19 protein-coding genes are annotated in these 21,490 nt (G+C 68.8%); 10 read left to right on the forward strand and 9 right to left on the reverse strand.

Translation table 11 applies throughout. From position 1 onward, the window contains the following. The first annotated feature begins 83 nt into the window (after window positions 1-83). Together Pen02_RS13500 and Pen02_RS42530 are read left to right on the forward strand one after the other, a co-directional pair. A complete protein-coding gene (locus Pen02_RS13500) occupies window positions 84-1,529 on the forward strand; it encodes an alpha/beta hydrolase (protein ID WP_239140783.1) in 1,446 nt (481 codons plus the stop codon). A 198-nt stretch (window positions 1,530-1,727) separates the two neighbouring features. Further along, window positions 1,728-1,856 (forward strand): hypothetical protein, encoded by a 129-nt coding sequence (locus Pen02_RS42530; RefSeq protein ID WP_275413574.1) that lies wholly within the window; start codon window positions 1,728-1,730, stop codon window positions 1,854-1,856. 105 nt (window positions 1,857-1,961) lie between these two features. Here the strand turns inward: Pen02_RS42530 and Pen02_RS13505 are convergent, their stop codons facing one another. Then, a complete protein-coding gene (locus Pen02_RS13505; protein WP_203866348.1) occupies window positions 1,962-2,909 on the reverse strand; it encodes an SDR family NAD(P)-dependent oxidoreductase in 948 nt (315 codons plus the stop codon). Between the two features lie 111 nt (window positions 2,910-3,020). Between Pen02_RS13505 and Pen02_RS13510 the strand changes: the two genes are divergently transcribed. Next, window positions 3,021-3,686 (forward strand): TetR/AcrR family transcriptional regulator, encoded by a 666-nt coding sequence (locus Pen02_RS13510; protein ID WP_203866349.1) that lies wholly within the window; start codon window positions 3,021-3,023, stop codon window positions 3,684-3,686. Between the two features lie 10 nt (window positions 3,687-3,696). On the opposite strand, the gene Pen02_RS13515 is transcribed toward Pen02_RS13510, so the two are convergent. Beyond that, entirely contained in the window at window positions 3,697-4,230 is a 534-nt protein-coding gene (locus Pen02_RS13515) for a GNAT family N-acetyltransferase (protein WP_239140615.1), read from the reverse strand. Window positions 4,231-4,688: 458 nt separating this feature from the next. Continuing rightward, on the reverse strand, window positions 4,689-5,351 hold the full coding sequence (locus Pen02_RS13525; RefSeq protein ID WP_203866783.1) for a DUF899 domain-containing protein: 663 nt from the start codon (window positions 5,349-5,351) through the stop codon (window positions 4,689-4,691). An 81-nt stretch (window positions 5,352-5,432) separates the two neighbouring features. On the opposite strand from Pen02_RS13525, the gene Pen02_RS13530 reads away from it, so the two are divergent. Then, the gene (locus tag Pen02_RS13530; protein ID WP_203866351.1) at window positions 5,433-5,900 is read left to right on the forward strand and encodes a winged helix-turn-helix transcriptional regulator; all 468 of its coding nucleotides are present in this window, start codon (window positions 5,433-5,435) and stop codon (window positions 5,898-5,900) included. 683 nt (window positions 5,901-6,583) lie between these two features. Next, on the forward strand, window positions 6,584-7,927 hold the full coding sequence (locus tag Pen02_RS13535; protein ID WP_203866352.1) for a tetratricopeptide repeat protein: 1,344 nt from the start codon (window positions 6,584-6,586) through the stop codon (window positions 7,925-7,927). 237 nt (window positions 7,928-8,164) lie between these two features. Here Pen02_RS13535 and Pen02_RS13540 read toward each other — a convergent pair whose 3' ends face one another. Then, window positions 8,165-8,734 (reverse strand): helix-turn-helix domain-containing protein, encoded by a 570-nt coding sequence (locus tag Pen02_RS13540; protein ID WP_203866353.1) that lies wholly within the window; start codon window positions 8,732-8,734, stop codon window positions 8,165-8,167. Window positions 8,735-8,801: 67 nt separating this feature from the next. Here Pen02_RS13540 and Pen02_RS13545 point away from each other — a divergent pair, with 67 nt between their 5' ends. From Pen02_RS13545 to Pen02_RS13555, 3 genes are all read left to right on the forward strand, one after another. Then, entirely contained in the window at window positions 8,802-9,746 is a 945-nt protein-coding gene (locus Pen02_RS13545) for an alpha/beta hydrolase (RefSeq protein WP_239140617.1), read from the forward strand. 72 nt (window positions 9,747-9,818) lie between these two features. After that, window positions 9,819-10,670: a CPBP family intramembrane glutamic endopeptidase gene (locus Pen02_RS13550; RefSeq protein ID WP_203866354.1), complete on the forward strand. Its 852-nt coding sequence runs from the start codon at window positions 9,819-9,821 to the stop codon at window positions 10,668-10,670. A 38-nt stretch (window positions 10,671-10,708) separates the two neighbouring features. Beyond that, complete coding sequence (locus tag Pen02_RS13555) at window positions 10,709-11,995, forward strand: hypothetical protein (RefSeq protein WP_203866355.1); 1,287 nt, start codon at window positions 10,709-10,711, stop codon at window positions 11,993-11,995. Window positions 11,996-12,157: 162 nt separating this feature from the next. On the opposite strand, the gene Pen02_RS13560 is transcribed toward Pen02_RS13555, so the two are convergent. The 3 genes from Pen02_RS13560 to Pen02_RS13570 form a co-directional block, all read right to left on the reverse strand. Then, window positions 12,158-14,257, reverse strand: a complete 2,100-nt coding sequence (locus Pen02_RS13560; RefSeq protein WP_372445611.1) for an MMPL family transporter — start codon at window positions 14,255-14,257, stop codon at window positions 12,158-12,160. A gap of 227 nt (window positions 14,258-14,484) precedes the next feature. Then, window positions 14,485-15,384, reverse strand: a complete 900-nt coding sequence (sigJ, locus tag Pen02_RS13565) for an RNA polymerase sigma factor SigJ (protein WP_203866357.1) — start codon at window positions 15,382-15,384, stop codon at window positions 14,485-14,487. Further along, window positions 15,381-16,670 carry an NAD(P)/FAD-dependent oxidoreductase gene (locus Pen02_RS13570; RefSeq protein ID WP_239140621.1) on the reverse strand — a complete coding sequence of 430 codons (1,290 nt, stop codon included), beginning with the start codon at window positions 16,668-16,670 and terminating at the stop codon, window positions 15,381-15,383. The genes sigJ and Pen02_RS13570 overlap by 4 nt, the downstream gene beginning before the upstream one ends. Before the next feature lie 605 nt (window positions 16,671-17,275). Between Pen02_RS13570 and Pen02_RS13575 the strand changes: the two genes are divergently transcribed. Beyond that, window positions 17,276-17,725, forward strand: a complete 450-nt coding sequence (locus Pen02_RS13575; RefSeq protein ID WP_203866358.1) for an alkaline phosphatase D family protein — start codon at window positions 17,276-17,278, stop codon at window positions 17,723-17,725. A gap of 447 nt (window positions 17,726-18,172) precedes the next feature. On the opposite strand, the gene Pen02_RS13580 is transcribed toward Pen02_RS13575, so the two are convergent. Continuing rightward, window positions 18,173-19,027 carry an SMP-30/gluconolactonase/LRE family protein gene (locus Pen02_RS13580; RefSeq protein ID WP_203866359.1) on the reverse strand — a complete coding sequence of 285 codons (855 nt, stop codon included), beginning with the start codon at window positions 19,025-19,027 and terminating at the stop codon, window positions 18,173-18,175. Between the two features lie 84 nt (window positions 19,028-19,111). After that, complete coding sequence (locus Pen02_RS13585) at window positions 19,112-20,125, reverse strand: zinc-dependent alcohol dehydrogenase (protein ID WP_203866360.1); 1,014 nt, start codon at window positions 20,123-20,125, stop codon at window positions 19,112-19,114. Between the two features lie 395 nt (window positions 20,126-20,520). Between Pen02_RS13585 and Pen02_RS13590 the strand changes: the two genes are divergently transcribed. After that, the gene (locus Pen02_RS13590; RefSeq protein ID WP_203866361.1) at window positions 20,521-21,420 is read left to right on the forward strand and encodes a DeoR/GlpR family DNA-binding transcription regulator; all 900 of its coding nucleotides are present in this window, start codon (window positions 20,521-20,523) and stop codon (window positions 21,418-21,420) included. The last annotated feature ends 70 nt before the right edge of the window (window positions 21,421-21,490 follow it).

A 21,490-nucleotide genomic window follows, 5' to 3' on the forward strand; every position in this document is an offset into this window, starting at 1 on the left:
CCGGACCACCTTGACCGTGTCGTGACAACATGGTTTGCACTGGCGCGGTGGGTACGAGAAGTCTGTTGCGGAGAGCCTTGTCAGTGACCCTCGCCGTCGTCGCCGCCGCAGGGACGATGGCGTCGGCGCGTGGGGTGTCGGAGACGGCGACGCCGAGCACGTTGTCGTGGGGACCGTGCCCGGCGGACATCGCCTCGCCCACCTTGGAGTGCACGACGGTCGAGGTCCCGCTGGACTACCGGCACCCGGAGGGGCGGACGATCGACATCGCGGTCTCCCGGCTGCCGAGCAAGAATTCGTCACAGCGCCGCGGTGTGCTGCTGACCAATCCGGGTGGCCCTGGCGGTGGAGGGCTGAGTTACCCGGGCCTGCTGGGAAACCCCGTGTTCCCGCAGCCCTTGCCGCAGAGCGTCCGGGACCGATATGACGTGATCGGGTTCGACCCTCGCGGTGTGGGCCACAGCGCGCCGGTGACCTGTGACTACACGCCGGAGCAGGTGGCGCGGCTCAACCTGCCGTACCCGAGCAGCTCGGCCGAGGTGCGCAGGGACGCCGAGATCGCGGAGACGATCGCTCGGCAGTGTCTGACGTCGGAGACGGCCGGGATGCTGCCGTACATCACCACCGCGAACACCGCGCGGGACATGGACCGGATCCGGAAGGCGCTGGGCGAGCCGCAGATCTCCTACCTCGGTTCCTCGTACGGCACCTACCTCGGCGCCGTCTACACGACGATGTTCCCGCAGCGCAGCGACCGGATCGTGCTCGACAGCAACCTGGGTCCGGGCGGATACGACCACACGGCCTTCCAGAGGCTGGCCCTCGGCATGGAGCAGCGGTTCCCGGACTTCGCGAACTTCGCCGCGACCAACCCGCAGTACGGGCTGGGCACCACGCCGAAGCAGGTGCGCGCGAAGTACTTCGAACTCGCCGCCCGGCTGGCAGAGACACCGGTGCAAGGCATCGACGGTTCATTGTTCCGGGGCACCACGTTCGACCTGCTCTACACCGACGTGGGCTTCACCACGCTGGCCACGATCTGGCAGGCGCTCGACACCGGCCGGCCGTTGCCACCCGCGCCGCCGATAGCCGACCCGGACAACTCGCTCTCCAGCCGCCTCCACGTGCTCTGCGGTGACTCAATGTGGCCCCGGTCGATCCGCGGCTACCAGCGTGAGGTTGCCGCCCACCGGATGACGTACCCGCTGATCGGGGCGGCCACGGCCAACATCGGACCGTGCGCCTTCTGGCCGTCGCCGATCGAGCCGCCGGTGCGCATCGGTGACCGAGGGCCGTCGAACGTACTCATGGTCCAGAACCTCCGCGACCCCGGAACCCCACTCGCCGGCGCCCGCGAACTCAGGAAGGCGTTCGGCGACCGGGCCAGGATGGTCACGGCCGACCAGGGCGGCCACGGCGCCTACCTGCTGTTCGCCAGGAACACCTGCGCCAACGACACGGTGACGACCTTCCTGACCACCGGGCAGCGCCCGCACCGCGACGTCGCCTGCGCGGCCGAGCCCAGCTAACCCGGAGGCTGTGGGTCGGCGGAGGGCGCCCATCGCAAACGCCGGTATCAGGAGGCGGCGGTCAACGAGAGACCCGATCGGATGAAGCTCAGCGTAGTGGGATCGCACACCAGACTCATGTTGCCGCCGCATCGGCGGGTTAGCGGTGTCTGCCCTCCCGGGCCGTGCCTACTGCGAAAGGCCGCCGGGAAGACGTCCATGGAAGCCATGCGTACGCTCAAGCGACAGCTCTCCGACGTGGTCTACGGTCGTCTGATCGACGACCGGAACGACGGCAGGTGGCAGGCCCGGGAGGGCAGTCGGGGACGACTCTGCAATCCAGCGTGACCGACCTGACCCCGGACATCGGCCCTTCGGACAAGCCACTTTCCGGACCCGCCACCAACCACCCTGAACCCTTGACGTCAGCAGCGCCCTGACACAAAGAGGTGCCTACATCGTGACGGCCGGTCCGGCGGAAAACGAGTTCTGCTTCGACTGGACGACGGGGTACTTCACCCCGGTGAGGTCTTCGGAGACGGCCCACAGTCGCTGCTGGACGGTTATGTCGTAAGACTCCGCGCTGGAGGTGACCAGTCGGGGATGGCCCATGATCTCGTTGCGTCCGCCGGGACCGTAGTACTGGCCGCCGAGCGCGGCGGGGTCGGTGGCGGCGCGCAGGGTCGGCAGCGCGCCCATCGCCGGCGTCTGGGTGATCAGCGGCGCGAGCCAGGTGAGCGGAAGCCGGAGGGCCGTGGGGATGTTGCGGGCAAGTTCGGTGCTGGACATGCCGGGGTGCGCGGCCACCGCGACGGTGGTGCCGTGGGTAGCAAGCCGGCGCTGCAGTTCGTACGTGAACATCAGGTTGGCCAGCTTGGACTGACCATAGGCGGCGGCCCGGCCGTACGACCGCTTCCACTGCAGGTCGTCGAAGTGGATCGCGGCCCGGATGCGGTGGCCGGTGCTGCTGACCGTCACGACGCGCGAGCCGGGCACCGGCAGCATCAGGTCCAGCAGCAGCCCGGTGAGCGCGAAGTGGCCGAGGTGGTTGGTGCCGAACTGCATCTCGAAGCCGTCCCGGGTGGTCTGCTTCGGGGTGTACATCACGCCGGCGTTGTTGATCAGCAGGTCGAGCCGGTCGAGCCGGGACCGCAGCGCCGCCGCCGCAGTCCGGACGGAGGCGAGCGAGGTCAGGTCCAGCGCTTGCACGGTCACGTCGCCGGTCATGTGGGCCGCGGCCTGCTCGCCCTTGTCGACGTTGCGCACGGCGAGCACCACGGACGCCCCGCGTTCGGCGAGCGCCTTGGCGGTCTCGTACCCCAGGCCGGTGTTGGCCCCGGTCACCACTGCCACCCGCCCGCGCTGGTCCGGAATGTTATCTCTCGTCCAGTTCTCGCTCATGTCAGGCTCCCTTGCCAAACTAACGTACCGAAGGTATCTTGTGCCGGCAACGTTAAAGTACTTTCGGTACGTTGTCAACGTACCGCAGGTACGTAAGTTAGGCTGGCGATCGTGACTTTCCAGCGGGCGCGAACCGAAGAGCAGCGGGAGATCCGCCGACGAGCGATCCTCGACATGGCGTCGGCGATGCTCGACGAGATGCCTGTGGCCGCAGTCACGCTCAATGAGCTCAGTCGCCGGGTAGGCCTGGCGAAGCCGAACGTGCTGCGCTACTTCGAGTCTCGCGAGGCGGTGCTGCTAGAACTGCTCGACCACTTCCTCCAGGAGTGGCTGACGGAACTGGCGGGCGAGTTGGCCGTCGGCATCGACGAAGATCTACCAATGGCCGAGCGAGCGGCAGCGGTGGCCGACATCCTCAGCCGTTCGCTCTCTGGCCGAGTGGTGCTGTGCGACCTCTTCGGCGCACAGGGCAGCGTTCTGGAACACAACGTGTCCGTCGAGGTCGTAGCACGCTACAAGCGCGCCTCTCTGGACCGCCTGACAACCATGACCGCCCTGATCCAGAAGTACCTACCGGAGCTGGGCGAGAACGCGACACTGTTCAGCCTGCAAACCATGGTCATGGCCGGCGCGCTGTCGGCGTACAGCACACCCCCACCCAGCCTGCAGGCGGCCTACCAGGCCGAGCCCGACCTGGCCCGCTTCCATCTGGAGCTGAGGGACTCCTTGAAGCTGGCCCTGACCGCGACCCTCCTGGGCGTGCTACCCCGCCGCTGACCTGCGGGTTCTAGCCGGGTTGTACGACGGCGAAGAGCAGCGAGTCCCGCCAGCGGTCGCGGGCGAGCAGATGGTCGCGCAGCCGGCCCTCCTGGTGCAGTCCCGCCTTGACGAGGGCACGGGCCGAGCCTGTGTTGTCTGGATGGCACGTCGCGGCGATGCGGTGCAGGCCGAGCTCTGCGAATCCGAACCGGATCAGCTCCCGCGCCGCTTCGGTGGCGTAGCCCTGGTTCCAGACCGACGGATGGAAGACGAAGCCGATCTCGCCTCGGCGGTGGGTGGCGTTTTCCACCCAGATGGCGACCGATCCGACGAGCAGGTCACCGGCCACTGCCGCGAGATTGAACGCCGTGCGGTGTGGGTCGGCGGCCTGCGCCACACAGTTACGCACGAACGCTCCGCTGTCGGCGCGGGTGTTGGGCCCCCAGTCCGTGAATCGGGTGACGGCCGGATCGCCGGCGAAGGCGTGCACCGCCTCTTCGTCGGACGGATCGAAGTCGCGCAGGAGCAGCCGGTTGGTACGGAGCGGCAGCACGGGACTCATCGGGTCTAGATCACCAGCTTGCGGAGTACGGAGAGGGTTCGGCTGCACGCCGGACGGGCAACCTGACAGCCGACCTGTCGGCGCCGACGACGCCCCCGGACGTTGGGGGATCGGCAGCCCCAGCCCGTCGAGCTTACGGCGGCTTGATCAACGCTGCACGGCTGCTTGGTGCTCACGGCGACGGCACACCGTCCGTCCCGGGCCAGGTTGCGCCCCTTGACCGAGCCAGGTCGGATACTGATGGACAACGCCACGTCGAGCCAGGCCGCGAGCACCGGTTGGACGTGCGGCCGGCCGCTGGCTCGGCCGGTCGCGAGTCACACCTTGCCGACAGTGGCCATTCGCTCGACCGCCGCGGACCATGGCACGACCGTGCTGGGGTCGCTGCTTATCGGCGCCGCGTCTTCGGGGCGAACAGCAGCTCGGCGGGCGGCTCGGTCCGGGTCGTCACGGCCGCCCTACTGAGGTCGCTGCTCGTACTCGTCGTGCAGCCGCCACCATGTGTAGGGCTCGGTCTGCGGCCACCCCTCCGGTGAGTCCTCCCAGGTCTCCTGGCGCCCGAACGGTGTGAGGTCGAGCAGGTTGAAGTCCAGGCGGAGCCGGTCGACGCCGCGGGCGGTGGTGACGTACGTGCGATAGACCTGGGTGCCGTCGCGGAGGAAGACGCTGAGCGCGAACCCCTTGCCGGCACCGCACTCCAGGCTGAAGTCGCCGCCTCGGGACGAGTACACCGGGATGGTCCAGCCCATCCGCTGCCAGTACTGCCGCAACTGCGCGTACGGCATGTCGGAGACGACGGCGAACGTGGTGTCGCGAGCGTGCAGGTGCGCCTGGTGGCCGACGTTGTCGATGACGGCGGCGCAGCCGGAGCAGTACGCGTCCGGGCCTCGATCCATCATCTGGTAGACGACGAGCTGGCGCCGGCCCTCGAACAGGTCGGGCAGCCGAACGGCGCCGCCCGGCCCGGTGAACGTGGTATCGGCACGGAAACGGACCATCGGCAGCCGGCGGCGCTCGGCGGCCAGCGCGTCCAGGGCTCGTGTGGCGGCCTTCTCCTTGGCCAGGAGGCGGTCCCGGGCCGCTTGCCACTCCTCGGCGGTCACGATCGGTGGAAGAGGCACGGTCATCCCTCTCATCGGTTCCTTAAGGAGACCGACGATACAGTTGGTTGGTTCCCTGAAGCAACCAACAGGATCGTGACCATGCAGAGAACCTCGTTCGCCGACATGACCTGCTCGATCGCCCGCACCCTGGATATCGTCGGCGAGCCGTGGTCGCCGCTGATCCTGCGTGACATCTGGGTGGGCATCACCCGTTTCTCCGACATCCAGCGCGACCTCGGCATCTCGCGCAAGGTACTCGCCGAACGCCTGCGGTGGCTCGTCACGCACGGCGTGCTCGAACGCCGCCAGTACGCCCACCACCCGCCGCGACACGAATACGCGCTCACCGACAAGGGTTACCAGCTCTGCGACATCCTGCTCGCCATCACCGCCTGGGGTGACCGCTGGACAGCCGGCGATGCCGGCCCACCCGTGCTGATCCGCCACCGCACCTGCGACCACCACGTCCACGCCGAACTGCGCTGCTCCCACTGCGGCACGCCTCTGCACGCCGCCGAAGTCGACATCGAGGACGGCCCAGGCGCGGCCGGACCCACCCCGCGCTAGCTCTGGCACGGGCCCGGACACCGCCGAGCGTCAGAGCCCCGACAGTCGCACCGGACGACCATCCGACACAACCGTCAACTGAGTCGTCCGACGGAGGATTGAATGTCGCCCTCAGCGCTACCACCCGACGATCCGGCACGCGAACTCGTCCAGGTGCGGCCCGGTGACTCCGGCCTGGTACACCTAGCCATCGCCGGCGGCACCTACACCGTGCTCGTGCGCGGCGAGCAGGGCCAACGCGCCGCATTTCTTCGGCAATGCCACCGACCAGCCCGCCCGCCTGCTGTGTATGTGCAGCCCTGCCGGTCAGGACGAGTACTTCCTCAAGGTGGGTGACCCCGTCGACGGACCCACCGCCCCGCCGCCGCTTCTGAGCGCGGAGGAACAAGACGAGTGCCGACAGCGTGCGGCTCGTCTGGCCGCCGACTACCGAACGGAACTGATGGTCTCGTGAACCTCGACACGAACGGCGAGTACGACCTGGAACCGGTCGCCGGCGACGGCCCTCCGTGGGTTCCCACTCGTTCTGCTCCGCCGTTCAGGTGCCCCGGCCGGACGCACGAGTTGGAGTGCCGGTAAGAAACGTATAACCAGATCCGAACGGCGGCGGTCGGACGCAGCCGTCCCGAGGTACCGCTAAAGAACGATCATAGAGACTTTCAAAGCTGGGCTAGGGTTCCCTGGTGAATGCCGATGATCTTGACTACCGCGCGCGGACGCTCTCTGGGTGCATTCCCCCGGCCTTGGTCTCCCGGCTCATCTCGCTCGGGCATGTCGAAGAGGTGAAGTGGCAGGCCGGCCGCGGGGAGTGGTTCTGCGCCCGGGCGTGGGCACAGCTGCTTGCCGGGCAGGAACGTCGGGCGGAGGCGCGGGAGCTGCTCGCCCCGTACGTCGCCACCGGCTGGTGGAAGGCTGCCGAGACCATGGCGGACCTGTTGGAGAGCTGGGGGCAGGTCGAGGAAGCGATCACGTTGACCCGTCCTTACGCAGACGCCGAGAATCGGCTGGCACTGGACTACTTCGCGCGCCTGCTCGGCAGGAACGGTCGCGGCGATGACGCGTTCGCTCTGCTGGAGCCGCACGTTCATGACTGGTTCCTCGCCACTGCGCTGGTGGCCGTCGCCGCGGGCGCGGGCCGCGACGACGACGCTGCCGAGCTGCTGACCGCCCGCGTCAAGGTGATCGAGCGTCGCTGTGACGATCTGTCGTGCAGCTGCGGTGCACCGGATCCGTTTGCCGTCGGCCTGCTTGCCGAGATCCGGGAGCGTCAGGGCCGCATCGACGAGGCGATCGCCCTGCTGCACACGCGAAGCACCACCTCGATCAACAATCGCGATCAGCTGGCCGACCTGCTGGCCCGGCATGATCGGATCCAGGAACTACGGGCGTACGCGGCCTCCGAGCATCACGGGCACGCCGCGCAGCGTCTCGCGGAGCTGTTGGAGGAACGCGGTGACGTGGACGGCGCGATCGGCGTGTATCAGCACTTGCCGAACCGGGGTGGCAACGAGGCGGTACAGCTCGCGGAACTGCTAGCACGCCACGGTCGAGGTGACGAGGCACTGGAGATGCTGCGATCGACGGCAGATGCGGGTGGCGCGGACGACTGGCTCGTCCACACGCTCTGTGAGCATTACGCCGCCCAGGGGCGCGCCGAGGACGGTCTGGCCTACCTCGACACCTTGAGAGAGCGCCTCGGAGAAGAGTATTGGGAGTTCTTCAGCATGCGGCTTCCGCTGATGGTCGCGTGCGGGCGCCTTGAAGAGGCGATCGAGCTTGCGAAAGCGCATCCCGAGGGTGAAACCCTGTACGCGGTCGAATCCATCGCCGAGCTACTGGCCGATGCTGGGCGCGCTGAGGAAGCCATCACCATCCTTGAACAGCAGGGCGGGGCCAGAAGCGCCTTGGCGTCGCATCTAATCGAACGCGGAAGAGTCAGGGACGCGGTGACACTTTTGCAGCGGCATGAACCCCGGCCGCCCGAGCAGTCGTGGACCGGCGCCGCCACCGACTCGCCGCCGTTCTGAGTATCCATCTCGGCATGTGTGCGGCCGAGACTGTCAGCACGGGACGCTCGAGCACGGGTGGATGGGCCGGCTGCGTGCTCCGTGGCTGCTCGGACCTCAGGACACTGACGCGAACGCCACGGGACGCAGCCGGATCCGGGGCTCCCGCGAGGCGGCCCGGCCTATCGACCGATCTTTGTATGCGGCGCTGGCAAGCCCTGGACCTGTACGGACGCCGTGGGACCACGGATCGAAGGGTTAGGTGTGCCGCTCGGGGCTGGCGTCCGCGCCAGTCTCCGTCCTGGGTTTGTCCGGCACGACGACGAGGCTGACGACCCTTCGTCGGCGGCCGTCATCCCTGCCCAGGCCGACCCGAGCGACGACGGCGCTCTCGATCTCCCCGACCAACTCGGTGAACTCCTCCTCGGTCAGCCACACCGCCGCCTGCCGGTAGACCACGCCGTCGGCGTTCGGGTCGGCGTTCTCGTGGGCGATGTAGCGGTCGAAGTCCCCCATCAGGGATGCCGAGAACATGGTGTACGCACGCTGGTGGTCCTCCCGCGTCATCGCTGCTCGTGCCGCCGGGTCGACCACCGCCTGTTCCCCGCGTACCCGGTAGCTGCGCTCCACCGTGCCGCGTACCCGCTTTTCCTCCACCACCTCGAGCACGCCCGCGTCGGCCAGTACGGCGATGTGCCGGTACATGGTCGCCGGCGGGATGTCGGGCAGGCGGTCGCGCAACTGGGCTGTGGTCAGCGGGTCGGCGTCGAACAGCGCTTGCAGGATCCGGATCCGGACTGGGTGGAGGAGAAGGTCCGCAGTTGCCATGCCCCATGTTCCCACATACGATAATGATCCCAGAGCTGATAATGTTCTCAAAGCTAAGAATGATGAGGTGGGCGCGCACATGCGGGACGTCGACATGACCGCCATCGCGGACGACGGGCTGCCCCTGGTCGGCACGCTGACCCTGCCCGCCGGCCCCGGTCCGCACCCGGCCGTCCTGCTGCTGCACGCCTCCGGGCGGCTGGATCGTGACGCCAACACCGGCAGCCGGCTCCGGATGGAACTGGGACCGCCGCTGGCCACCGCGCTTGCGAGGGACGGGATCGCGACGTTGCGTTATGACCGGCGCGGTGTCGGCGCCACAGCCGGCGACTGGCGGGCGACCGGATTCGCCGACAACCGACAGGATGCCGCCGCCGCGCTACGCGCCCTGGCCGGCCGGCCCGACATCCGGCCGGACGCCATCGGCGTGGTCGGGCACAGCGAGGGGGCTGTGCACGCCATGGCTCTCGGCACCCGCCCGGAGGTGGCCGCGGTGGTGCTGCTGGCCGGGTTCGCCCGTCCGGGTGAGGAGGCCCTGCGGTGGCAGGCCGGGATGATCGCCCGCGATCTACCCGCACCCGTACGGCCGCTGCTGCCGGTCCTGCGATCCCTGGCTGCCCGGCAGTTGACCCGGATCAAGACGACCAGCACAGACGTGCTGCGAGTCGCCGGAAGACCGGTGAACGCCCGGTGGATGCGGGAGATGCTCGGCCACGACCCGCGCCCGGACCTGGCGAACATCCGGGTTCCGGTGCTGGCGATAACCGGTGCCAAGGACATCCAGGTCGACCCGGCGGACCTGGACGAGATCCGCCGGCTGGTACCCGGTGAGGTCGAGGTCCACCGGATCCCCGACCTCACCCATCCGTTGCGGCGTGACCCCGGTCGGCCGTCGGTGCGCTCGTATCCCCGGCTGCTGCGCCAGCCGGTCGACGGCGAGCTGCTCGCGCAGGTGAGCGGTTGGCTCGCCCACCGACTCCAGGGGACGCCCTGCGCGACCGGCGCCCCGTAACAACCGATCCCGTCCCTGCCGGGACGGAAGGTCCCTCGTCGAAGTCCTGATCCAACAAGTGAAGGAAGAGGCATGACCATCGCAACCCCTGCTCGCCGAGACGGCGGCCTGACCATCTTCTGGGTCGTCACGTTCACGTGGACCTTCGTTCTCTGGCTTGTCGCGATCGCACTCGACGGATCGGCGACGACCTCGCCCACCGTCATTCCCTTCCTGCTCGGCGGCTTCGGCCCGGTGATCGGCGCGATCGTGGTCCGGGTGCGGCGCTCCCGCCGCCGGGAACCCGTTCCGACCCACACGGTGCGGACCCGACTGGGCGCGCGACTGCTCTGGGTACTGCCCATGCTGGTGATGGCATCGACAACCGTGCTGGCAGCCGCGCTGCTCTCCGAGGCCCTGGGCGGCCCCACGTTGAGCCTGACCGAGGGACGGGAGCTGATCGCGACGGCCGGCGGAGCCGTACCGTTCCTGATCAGCATGCTGATCGCCGGCCCGTTGGCCGAGGAGCCCGGTTGGCGTGGCACGGCGTACCCTCGCCTGCTCGCCTCGACGAGCCGCCTGCGGGCCGGGCTGATGCTGGGTGCCGCCTGGGCGGTGTGGCATCTGCCGCTGTTCTTCATCGACGGGACTATCCAGGCCGAGTTCGGCCTGTTCAGTTGGAGCGGGCTGCTGTTCACCCTCAGCGTCTTCCCGATGGCACTGCTCACCGGCTACGCCTACGAACTTGCCGGCGTCACCGCTTCGATCGCGGTCCACTTCGGCGTGAACACGACGATCGCCCTGCTGACCGTCAAGTCCCCCCTCACCCAGGCCCTCGTGCTGGCGGTGCAGATCATCGTGGCGTCCGCGTTGCTCGCCTCGCGGCGTAACCGCCGGTCGGACCTGCCGGTGCAGGGCCACCAGGAGACTGCTGGTGTGCGGTGACCCGTTGGATCGTCCGGGCTGGGTCGCGTCGATCAGCGGTGCCGTGGGTCGCCGCGCTCACCGCCGTACTCACCGCCGTGCTCGGCTGGGCTCTGCTCGCTGACGCCGAGCGTTGGGGCGGGCTGTGGATGGCGGCGGTGCTGGTGCATTACCACAACCTGGGACTGCTGTGGCCGCTGGTCCTGGCCGGCTGCGCCTGGCTCGGTCGGCGCGACTGGCCGGCGCGGACCGAGCTGGTGGAGTCGACGCCGCGTACCCGCGCCGCTCGGGCGGCCCTGGTGGCGGTGCTCGTCGCGGGGCTCCTCGCCCTCGGGTGGATGCTGAGTCTGCTCGACGGGGCGGCCCGCGCGGTGCTGGCCGCGTCGTACCAGCCGCCGGGTTGGTACTGGCCGGTGCTGCTCGGCGCGTTGGGCGTCGCGACGGCCGGGGTACTCGGCCTCGGGCTCGGCCGGTTGATGCCGTCGCGGCTGACCGGGCCGGTACTGGCGTTCGGCGGGCTCGTGATGATCATCGGCTCGCCGCTGCTCTGGGAGGAGACCAATTCCCGTGCGCTGCTGCTGATTCCCGGTCACCTCGGGCCGACGGACGAGTACTCGGCGGTGGGTTGGCGTACCGTGATCGGGCAGGCGGCCTGGTTCGTCGCCCTCGCGGCCACCGGTTGGGTCCTGCTGGTCTCCGGCGCCCGCCGGACCAGACTCCTCGCCGCGCTACCGGCGGTGCTCGGCCTGGCCGTCGCCCTGTCCGTGCTGCCACCGGCCGATCGCGCGGCGCCGCGCGACCCACACGCCGCCGAACTGGTCTGTGCCGACGGGGAACCACGGGTATGCGTAACCCGGCTATACGAACCGACCCTGCCGCAACTCGTCGACCCGGCCCGGCGGGCACTGACCACCCTCCGCCGGCTGCCGCAGCCGCCGACCGCCGTGATCCAGGGAACCGCCAGGTACGGAACCTTCGTCGAGCAACGCCACGACACCGTCCAGTTGAGCCTCACGGTGGGCGGCGACGGGACGATCAGCACCGGCACCGGCTCGATCGAGGAGGACATCCTCGACGGCGCCGGCACCTGGAAGTGTGGCGCCGCCGACGACGACACCGACACGTGGAACCGGATCGACGCCGCCCGAACGGTCGCCGGACTCTGGCTGCGGGATCGGCACAGCCCACCGGAGACCCTGTGGGAGCCGGTCCGTGCACTGGTCGACCGGGCGATGACCTTCCTGCGGGCGCTGCCCGTGGAGGCGCAGACGGCCCGGGTGGCCGCGATGCGAGAGGCCGCCCTCGACTGCCGGTCCGACCTGTACGACATCCTCACCAACCCCTGACGACGGCGGCCCGGACCCACCATCCGGGCCCGTCCGTCGTGACAACCGTTCGCCACCACCGTCCTCAACGAGCCTCACCTGACGGGGGCCAGCCTTCCCAAGCGGCGTCACCTTGCGCCACGGGCCTTCCGGCGCCAACCGGAGGCCCGTGGCGGGAGGTAGTCAGCTGGTCGCGCCGGTGAGCGCCGGTTCGGGGTTGGACTTGACTGTCGGCGGTTGGGGGTCGTGGTGTTTGGACAGTTTGCTGGGCCACCACATCCATCGACCCACATCGACGGTCAGGGCGGTGACCAGCACCGAGCGGACGATCATGGTGTCAAGCAGTACGCCGAACGCCACCGTGAAACCTAGCTGCGCGGCGAAGACCAACGGCAGTGATCCCAGCGCTGCGAAGGTACCGGCCAGCACCAGTCCCGCCGAGGTGATCACGCCGCCGGTGGCGGATAGTCCGGTCCGCGCCCCGTGTCGGGTGCCGTGCAGTTGTGCGTCTTCCCGTACCCGGGTGACGAGGAAGATGTTGTAGTCGATGCCCAGGGCGACGAGGAACACGAACACCAGGAGTGGGAAGTTCGCGTCCGCTCCGGCGAAGTCGAACACGTGGTTGAACATCAGCGCGCTCACGCCGAGGGCCGCTCCGAAGGACAGCACCACGGTCGCCATGAGCAGCAACGGCGCGACGATCGCCCGTAGCAGCAGCGCGAGGACGAGGAAGACCACGATCAGTACGGCGGGGATGATCACCTTGGCGTCGCGGGCGGCTGATTGTTGTGTGTCGAGTGCGATCGCCGTGCTGCCGCCGAGCCGGGCATCCGCACCTTCGATCTTGTGGACTGCGGTTCTGGCCTGCTCGACGGTGCGCATCGCAGCCTTGCTGCCGGGAGGGTTCTCAAGCGTCCCGAGGACGAAGACGTCACCATCCTTGATCATCGGCGTCGCGACGTCGGCGATCCCTGGGACGCGGGACAGCACGGTCGTGACCTGCTCCGCCGAGGTGGCGTTGGCCACGACGTAGATGGGGTCACCCGATCCTGCGGGAAAGTGCCGGGACTTGATCTCCTCGCCGACGACCGCCTGCGGCTCGTTGGTGAACTGGCCCTTGCTCGGGATCCCATCGGCCTTGAGCCCCGTCACCCCGATCGCCATGACGCCGAGGACGAGCGCGGTGCCGACCCACACGATCCGCGGCCGGCGCGAGATGGCGGTGCCGATCCGCGTCCAGATGCCGTCCTTGGCCGTCACCACCGCGCCGAACGACGGCTTCACCGGCCAGAAGATCCAGCGGCCGCAGATGACCAGCAGGGCCGGCATCAGGGTGAGCATCGCGAGCAGCCCGATGGCGATACCGATGGCACAGGCCGGGCCGAGCCCTTTTGTGGAGTTGAGACTCGCCAGCAGCAGCACCAGCAGGCTGACCGCGACGGTCGCGGCGCTGGCGATGATCGCGGGACTGGATCGGTACAACGCCTCCGCCATCGCCTCGTGCCGGTCCTTGTGCCGCCGCAACTCCTCCCGGTACCGCGAGATGAGCAGTAGCGCGTAGTCGGTGGCGGCGCCGAACACCAGTACGGTCAGAACGAGGCTGGTCTGCGTGTTGACGGTGAGCCCCGCGTTCTTCGCCAGCAGGTAGATCACTGCTTCCGCCGCGACCAGGGCGCCGCCCGCCGTCAGTAACGGCAGCAGTGGCAGGAACGGACTGCGGTAGGTGAACAGCAGGATGACGACCACCACCAACGCCGTGATCATCCCGAGGGCGCCCTCTCCGCTGAAGGCCGTTATGGAATCGGATGCGTAACCGGCTGGTCCGGTGACGTGGAAACCGAGACCGTTGGCGTTCCGTTCACCGATCTCGGTCATCGCGCCGACGGCCTTGTTGGCCCCGTCCCAGCCATCGGTACCGTCGTCAATCTGGACCACGGTCTGGATTGCTTTGCCGTCCTGGGACTTCAATGGGCCCTGTGGCTGTCCCACGACCTTCTCGATGCCCTTGAAGGCTTCGGCGTCGGCTTGGGCCTTGGCCATGTCGGCCGGGGTGACGCCCTCGGGCCGGTCGTAGATCACGATCGCGGGCAGGGTCTCGGCGGGCTGGAACTTCTTGGCCTGCTCGATGACCGTGGTCGCCTCCGCGTTGCTGGGCAGCCAGGCCGAATTATCGTTCTTCTCGACGTCGCCCAGTTTGCCGGCCAACACGAAGGCCGGCACGAGCAGGGCGACCCAGACGGCCACGATGGCCCATTTCGCAATCCTGCCGCTGGGCAAGGTCACTATTTTTCGCAGCATGGGATTCCTCGGTGTTCAGTCAAGATGGAAAGCTTGTCGGGATTGACGGCGGCACGGTTTCCGCACACCGGGCAGCCGCCGCATTGATGTCAGAGACGACGATGGCGAAAGTGGTGTCGTCGGCGAACGGCAGCGCCGACGGATCGCCGTTGAAACAGCGGTGGACGACACTGAGAGCCTTGCCGAGGCGGGACCGGTGGCTTGTCGGCTCCTTAGCGGCTGATCTGCCGTACGACCGTCATTGCGACGAGTTTGTCCGGGTTGCGGATGGCGTAGAAGTTGGTGATCTTCCCGTCGATGATCTGCATCAGGAGTACACCTTCAGGCTGGTCGCCGCCGATGTGGGCGACCAGCGCGGGCGTGTTGTTGCAGTTGGCCGTCTGGATCTGCATGCCCGGCATCTGCCCGCTTGTCCGGAAGAGGTCCATGAGGAGGGTGGCCACCTTCTGAGCGCCGACCATCGGCCGGCGCGCCGCAGTGGCCTTGCCTCCGCTGTCGGCGGTCCAGGTGACGTTCGGCGCGAGCAGGGTGAGCAGCCCTGCCATGTCACCGGTGGCCGCCGCGGTCATGAACTCCTCGGTGACCTGCGCGGTCTTCGCGGCGTCGACGGGCTGGAATCGCCTGCGTCGCGCCTGCACGTGCGCTCGCGCGCGGTGCGCCACCTGGTGCACCGCCGTCACGGACTTGCCTACCGATGCGGCGATGTCGTCGTAGTCGAAGCCGAACACCTCGCGCAGCACGAACACCGCCCGCTCGTCCGGGCTGAGCGTCTCGAGCAGTACGAGCATCGCCATCGACACCGACTCGGCGAGTACCACATCGGCCGACGGGTCGTTGTCGTCAAGCAGCAGCGGCTCGGGCAGCCACGGGCCGACGTAGTCCTCGCGACGGCGCGCGCTCGCCCGCAACGCGTTGAGCGCCTGACGGGTCACCAGCCGCGCCAGGTACGACCTGGTGTCCCGCACCGTCGCGAGGTCCACCTCGGCCCACCGCAGATAGCTGTCCTGCAACACGTCGTCCGATTCGGTGGCCGAGCCAAGTATCTCGTAGACGATCGTGAACAGCAGCGGCCGCAACAGGGTGAACCGCTCGGCATGCTCGTCGGTCGTCACGGGAACGTGACCGCCCGCGCAGCGGAGGCCGACTGCTCCAGCCGCCGACCGCCTCTGACCCAGACCGCGGAACCCGGCTTGCGGGCCTCGCGACGGATCCTCGACACCCCGACCTTGCAGGTGAACTCCTTGATCGCGGCGCCCAGGCGGCCGCCGACGTAGAGGTTCACCGCAGTGTCGTCCCTGCGGGCGAGCTGTCGCACGGCGGCGTGCCGGCCGAGGCTGACGCACGATCCCGTGAGGGCCTGGTCGATCACCGCCGGCGGGGTCCCCGCGATGTGACTCAGTACGGTGTTGGCGGCCTGGGCACCCAGCGCCCCGGCGGCCTGGCAGCTCATCCTCAGCGGCTGGTCCGACGGTGCCGCGGCGTCGCCGGCGGCCACCACCCGGTCGTCGTCGACACTGGCCAACGTCTCGTCGGTGAGCAGCCGGCCGAGCGTGTCGGTGCGCAACCCACTCTCGGCCGCCAGCCCTGGCACGCCGAAACCGGTCGCCCAGATGGTCAGAGCGCTCGACCGCACCGCACCGTCCGCGAGGACGACCGCATCCGGCCCGACTTCGGTTACCACGTCGGCTTCGAGCACAGTGACACCGTGCCGGGACAGCCACCTGGCGACGTATCGGCGACCCGGCGCACTCCATGACGACACCAGGGTTCCTCCACACACCAGGGTGACCGTACGTCCCTGCTCGGCCAGCTCGGCAGCCGTCTCGACGCCGGTCAGCCCGCCGCCGACCACGGTGACCGGAGCGTCGACGGGCAACTCCGCCAGCCTGGCGCGGAGCCGCCGCGCAGCCTCGAACTCGGCGACGGGGAAAGCGAACTCGGCCGCACCAGGCACCGACGAGGATATCGTCGCGGTGCTGCCGACCGCGTAGATGACATAGTCGTAGCTCAGTGCACGGCCCGACGCCAACCGCACCACGCGGGCGGCGGTGTCGATGCGTGTGGCGCTGTCGACCACCAACTGGATGCCTTCGCCGAGCAGCGTGCCGTAGTCGATCGTGGCATCTCCGGTGCCGGCCACGAACTGGTGCAGCCGCACCCGTTCGACGAAGTCCGGCCAGGGATTGACGAGTGTGATGTCGACGTCGGCGCGCATCCGCAGATGGTTTGCCGCGAGCGTTCCGGCATAACCACCGCCGATGACGGTGACCCTGTGACGTGTGTCGTGCTCAGTCATGCCCTCAAGACACCGCCGAACGCCCAGAGCTGACACGACGTGACGCGCGCCACTGCACGCCGAAACGCGGGAACGGTCGTGGGAGCAGGTCGAGCGTTCCACGGACGTCCTGGCGGCGTACGCCCGCGTCCTGACCGACCATCTGCCCGCGATCCGCGCGGCCGATCGGCCAGGAGTGCCACGCGGACGCTCGGGCGCTACGACCAGGTCGCGGGGGCTGCGGCGTGCAGGTGGTCAAGGTTGTCGTGGGTACCGGTTGGGCGTTTCGCGAAGGGCGGGCTCGTCGCGGGACGGGTGCGACCCCCCGACGTTCGGCAGGTATGGACGTGGCGAGTGGCGCGGCGCCCACGGCCATTTGGCCGAGAGTGGCCGCAGTCGAAATATAGGCATGCTGTGATGTCGCCGGGACGGCGCGCGGACCTGCTGAGCGGCGGGGTCGGGAATGGTGCGGAAGCGGGGAACGGGGCCGCTGTCGGCTCGGTGTCGGACGGACAGGCATGATCGAGTTGGCCACGCCCTGGGGAAGCGCGGACAGGGCCGTGTTTGTCGGTTGTTGCCGGGAGATCCGCAGTGAAATCCGTCGGGCCCGTTGTCCACGCATCCATTGGTAAACTTCCATATATCGTCGGGCGAGGCCGTCCCAGGTCGGGCAGGCCGCCGCCGACAAGCTGCATATGGAGGTACGGATGCTGCACAGGTTCAGCGTTGTGCTCGCCGGCGCGGGCCTGGCTCTGGCCGGGCTGGTCGTCGGTGGGGTGGGCAGCGCAGGGGCGTCTCCCGTGACATCGTCAGCCAGGGCCGGCGCGTCGTCGACGCCGCCGCCAATGCCGACGTGCCCGCCGGTGTTGCCGCTCAGCGGTGGGGTGTCATCGGTAACCGCCACGAGCCTGACGGTCAGCTACTTCATCTTCCTGGGCCCGCCATGCGGCTACAACCCGCCGGTCACCGTCAGCCTCTTTGTCAGCCGTGAGGACGCCCAGCAGTGGCGGGATCCGGTGTCCGAGGCGGTGTCCGGGCCGGAGCGCTACGGACAGGTGACCATCGACGGCCTGACCGCCGACACCGTGTACTGGTTCCGGTTCAGCGTCGACGGCGGCCCGGACCCGTACATGATCGGGTCCGGGCGGACCGCGTCGCTGCCGGGCTGGAAGCCTTGAGAAGCGCCGACGCCACCATCGACAACAGGCGCCCGGCCGGTGCGGTGCTTGAGTCGTCGCGCCGCTGTTCGACCAGCCGGCCCGGGGCGATCTGGCGGGGAACGAGCGCAGCCGGGCAGGCGTGAGGCCGGAGCCGTCCTACCGGCAGTCGGGGCGGCCCAGAGCGGCCGCAGGGTAGGGGTATCCGGCCGGTTGTGAGACCGACTCTCCGATGTCACCTATCAGGTGTTCCCGGCGTGCCGCTGCGAGTTCTCCGGCCGGGAATCGCAGATCGAGGCGACGGACCGGTTCGGCAAGTTCCTGGAATCCGCCGACATCCACCCGCATCCCGAGGCCGTGGCCGCACGGACCTCGACGCGTACGCGGAAGTGTGGTTCACCTCCGTCCCGCCCAACCAGGGTTCAGCCGGACTCTGACCGTGATCGCCGCTCGTCCTGCTGTGTCACGTCATCCGGTGAACGGAAGAACCGGAAGTCCTCGCACGCCGACATGGGCGGCGAAGACGGCACCCGCCTGCGGCTGCTCCCCGGGTGGGAGATGCTCGCGCGAGGTGGTGACGAACAGGGTGTCCAGCTTGTCGCCGCCGAGAGTGCAGGAGGTCACCTGACGCACCGGCAGCTCGATCACGTCCTGAAGCGTGCCACCGGAATCGTAGTGGTGAACCGCAGATCCTCCGTACAGCGCGACCCAGATGCCGTCGTGCTCGTCCACCCACAAACCGTCGGGGTTGCCCATGCCGTCCGGAATGGACACGAACGGTCGGCGGTCGGTCAGGCGGGCACCGTCAACGTCGAGGATGTCCACCCGGCGCGTTCTGGAGTCCACGTAGTACATCTGACGGCCGTCACCGGTGAACCCCAGCCCGTTGGAGACGGTGACGCCAGCGAAGAGCCGTTCGACGGTCCTGTCCGGCCGCATCCGGAAGACCTCGCCCGCCCCGCTGTCGCGGGTGTACGACAGGGAGCCGCAGATGATCGCGCCGTCGGGGTCGCAGCCGCCCTCGTTGAACCGGCATCGGGCGTTCGGCCAGACCGGTGCGCTCGTCCAGACCCGGACATCGTTCTCCCAGAGGGTGAACTCACGCTCCGTGACAACGACGAAGCCGCCGTTGGTGCGTGGCCGCACCATCGCCGCCACGGGGGACCCGATGTTCTGGCGCGTCACGGCGCCGGTGGCGGCGTCCAGGGACAGCACCGCACCAGCCAGCATGTCGACCCATTTGAGGCCGCCCCAGCCGGCGCACCAAACGGCGCCCTCGGCGTGGTAGGCGAGCGGTTCCGTTATCTGCTCCGCCATCACCATCGAAGATTCCTCACCGCGCGTGTGACGCGCTTGCAGCTCACAGTTGTCCCGGTTCGGAAGCCAGCCGAGGGCGGCTGGCTCCGCTCAACGACGAGGATCGACAAGGATCTTGGGACGGACCCGCTCTGTCGTGGCCGCCCAGCCGGACAAGGTCGCCGGAACCTCGTCGAGACCGATGATCGACCCGACGAGCGGCGTGGGATCGACCCGGCCCTCCGCATACGCCGTGATCGTCGGAACGAGGCCGAGCGAGGCGCCGAGGAGACCGATCACCCTGAGGTCCTTCCGCAGGACGGTCCTGGTGTCGATCGTGCTGGGGTCGGTGGAGACGCCGATCAGCACCACCCGCCGCCCGGGCTCGACGAGATCGACGGCCGCCTGCGGCATCCGGGCCGAGTCGGTAGCGTCGATCACGGCGTCCCACGGCCGGTCCGGCAGGATGTCCTGGGTCCACGCCCCGTGCACGCCGAGGCTCCGGGCCAGTTCCAGGGAAGCCGCTGTGCGGCCGAGCACGTGCACCTCGGCCCCGTTGGTCAGCCCGAACTGGGCGCAGAGGAGGCCGATGGTGCCGGGGCCGAGGATGAGAAGGCGTTGCCCCTCGGTCACGCCGCTCGCGGCCACGGCCCGGTACGCATTGCCGCCCGGCTCGACCATCGCGCCCATCTGGTCGGTGACGCTCGGCGGCAGGGGGCGCAGCGCCTCGACGGGTACCAGCAACTGTTCGGCGAGCGCGCCCGGCCAGTCCCTGCGTACGCCGATTTCGTACCGGTCGTCGCACACGTGGTGCCGGCCATCCCGGCAGCGTGCACAGCGACCGCAGCCGATCATGGTGTCACCGGTGACCCGCTGACCCAACCACGACCGGTCCACGCCGTCACCGAGCGCGCACACCACGCCGCACCACTCGTGGCCGAGCCGCAGCGGGTAGCTGCTCCGGGCGTGACGAATGCGGGCCTCGTTCCCGTGGAACAGCGCGGCGTCGGTGCCGCAGATTCCGGTAAGCGCGATGTCGACGACCACCTGGCCGGCCGCCGGCACCGGCGGGTCCACCTCCTCCACCGAGCCGACTCCGGACCGTGTGACGAGAAGCGCCCGCATCGCATCATCCTTCAGGTGGGGGTGGCCGGGTGGGTCCTGCATCGGGGATGCGGGCTCGCCCGGCGGTGGCTTGGCACGACTGCTGTCTGTTGACGCTGAGTCCCTGGCGGTTGTCCTGGCCGACGAGCCTCTTCGGTCCGGCGGCGAGGCCGTCGGGGATCGGGGGACCGGTCCGTGAAGGCCCGTCCTGGCCTTCGTTCCGCATGCCCTTCTCCTCTCCCCGAGTGTTCGATGTCGGGCCTACGCTAGTCGGGGCCTGTGCTAATGTAAACATCTGATGTTTGAACTATCACATCTATCCGTGCGACACTCGGGGTAAAGAGGACAAAGCGCCATGCTGGATGTGATCTGTGTGGGCTCAACGGGCTCCGACATCACCGCACCGGTGCGCTGACATGGCCGGTGCGTTCGTACGCGCAGAACTCGACCGCGAGGACGTCCCGGGTCGCGGCCGGAGGAGCGAGGACGTGTCAGTAGGCGATGGTCGACTGTCCCACGCGCCGATGGCGGAACGACGCGACCTTCTTACCCAGGTCGTCGTCGAGCAGGGCTACTGCACGATCTCCGAGCTCGCTCGACGCTTCGGCGTCTCGGAGATGACGATCCGGCGTGACATCGCCTACCTGGTCGACCGGGGGCGGTTGCGCGCGTTTCACGGTGGCGCAGCAGCACTGTCGCCCGCAGATCTGCTCGGAAGTGACTACCGCGCGCGTGACCTCAGCATGGCTGCCGCGAAGCGCGCGATCGCCGAACGCGCACTGGAGCTGGTCGAGCCGGGTTCGGTGATCGCAATCGACGCCGGGACGACGGCGAACCAGCTGGCCTCGCTGCTCTCCCCGGCAATGGGCCTCAAGGTGGTGACGCAGTCACTCCCCGTGGTTTCCGCCCTGGCCATGAACCCGGGCGTCGAGCTCGAGTGTCTGGGTGGGACCCTGCACAGCGAATCGATGTCGTTCTCCGGACCGGCGACGCTCGCCGCCATCTCCGAGCTGCACATCGACACGCTCTTCCTCGCCGCCAGCGCGCTCAACGAACGTGGTGCCCTCTGCGCCAACGGGTTCGATGCCATCACCAAGCGTGCGCTCATCGAGGTGTCGGAAACCGTCGTCCTCATCGCGGACTCGTCGAAGTTCTCGAAGTCCGCGCGAGTCCGCATCTGCGACTGGCAGGTACCGGATCGGTTCGTCGTGGACGACGGCCTGTCCGACGGCGATCGCGGGTCGCTCGCCGACCTCGGCGTGGTGGTCGACGAAGCGCGAGCACGCCCGACGGCAGGTGAGGTACGACGGCTCTGATCGCGATCACTGCGGGTGACGGCACTGGCCAGGCTCGGCAGTCGAACCCTTCGTCATCCACAACATCAAC

Source organism: Plantactinospora endophytica (assembly GCF_016862915.1).
In the GTDB taxonomy this organism is placed as follows: Bacteria; Actinomycetota; Actinomycetes; order Mycobacteriales; family Micromonosporaceae; genus Plantactinospora; species Plantactinospora endophytica.

Bases quoted from the DNA above. Each gene is read 5' to 3' on its own strand.
- Pen02_RS42530 (WP_275413574.1), top strand. From the start codon at position 1,728: ATGGAAGCCATGCGTACGCTCAAGCGACAGCTCTCCGACGTGGTCTAC.
- Pen02_RS13505 (WP_203866348.1), bottom strand. From the start codon at position 2,909: ATGAGCGAGAACTGGACGAGAGATAACATTCCGGACCAGCGCGGGCGG.
- Pen02_RS13515 (WP_239140615.1), bottom strand. From the start codon at position 4,230: ATGAGTCCCGTGCTGCCGCTCCGTACCAACCGGCTGCTCCTGCGCGAC.
- Pen02_RS13530 (WP_203866351.1), top strand. From the start codon at position 5,433: ATGCAGAGAACCTCGTTCGCCGACATGACCTGCTCGATCGCCCGCACC.
- Pen02_RS13540 (WP_203866353.1), bottom strand. From the start codon at position 8,734: ATGGCAACTGCGGACCTTCTCCTCCACCCAGTCCGGATCCGGATCCTG.
- Pen02_RS13550 (WP_203866354.1), top strand. From the start codon at position 9,819: ATGACCATCGCAACCCCTGCTCGCCGAGACGGCGGCCTGACCATCTTC.
- Pen02_RS13580 (WP_203866359.1), bottom strand. From the start codon at position 19,027: ATGGTGATGGCGGAGCAGATAACGGAACCGCTCGCCTACCACGCCGAG.
- Pen02_RS13585 (WP_203866360.1), bottom strand. From the start codon at position 20,125: ATGCGGGCGCTTCTCGTCACACGGTCCGGAGTCGGCTCGGTGGAGGAG.
- Pen02_RS13590 (WP_203866361.1), top strand. From the start codon at position 20,521: ATGGCCGGTGCGTTCGTACGCGCAGAACTCGACCGCGAGGACGTCCCG.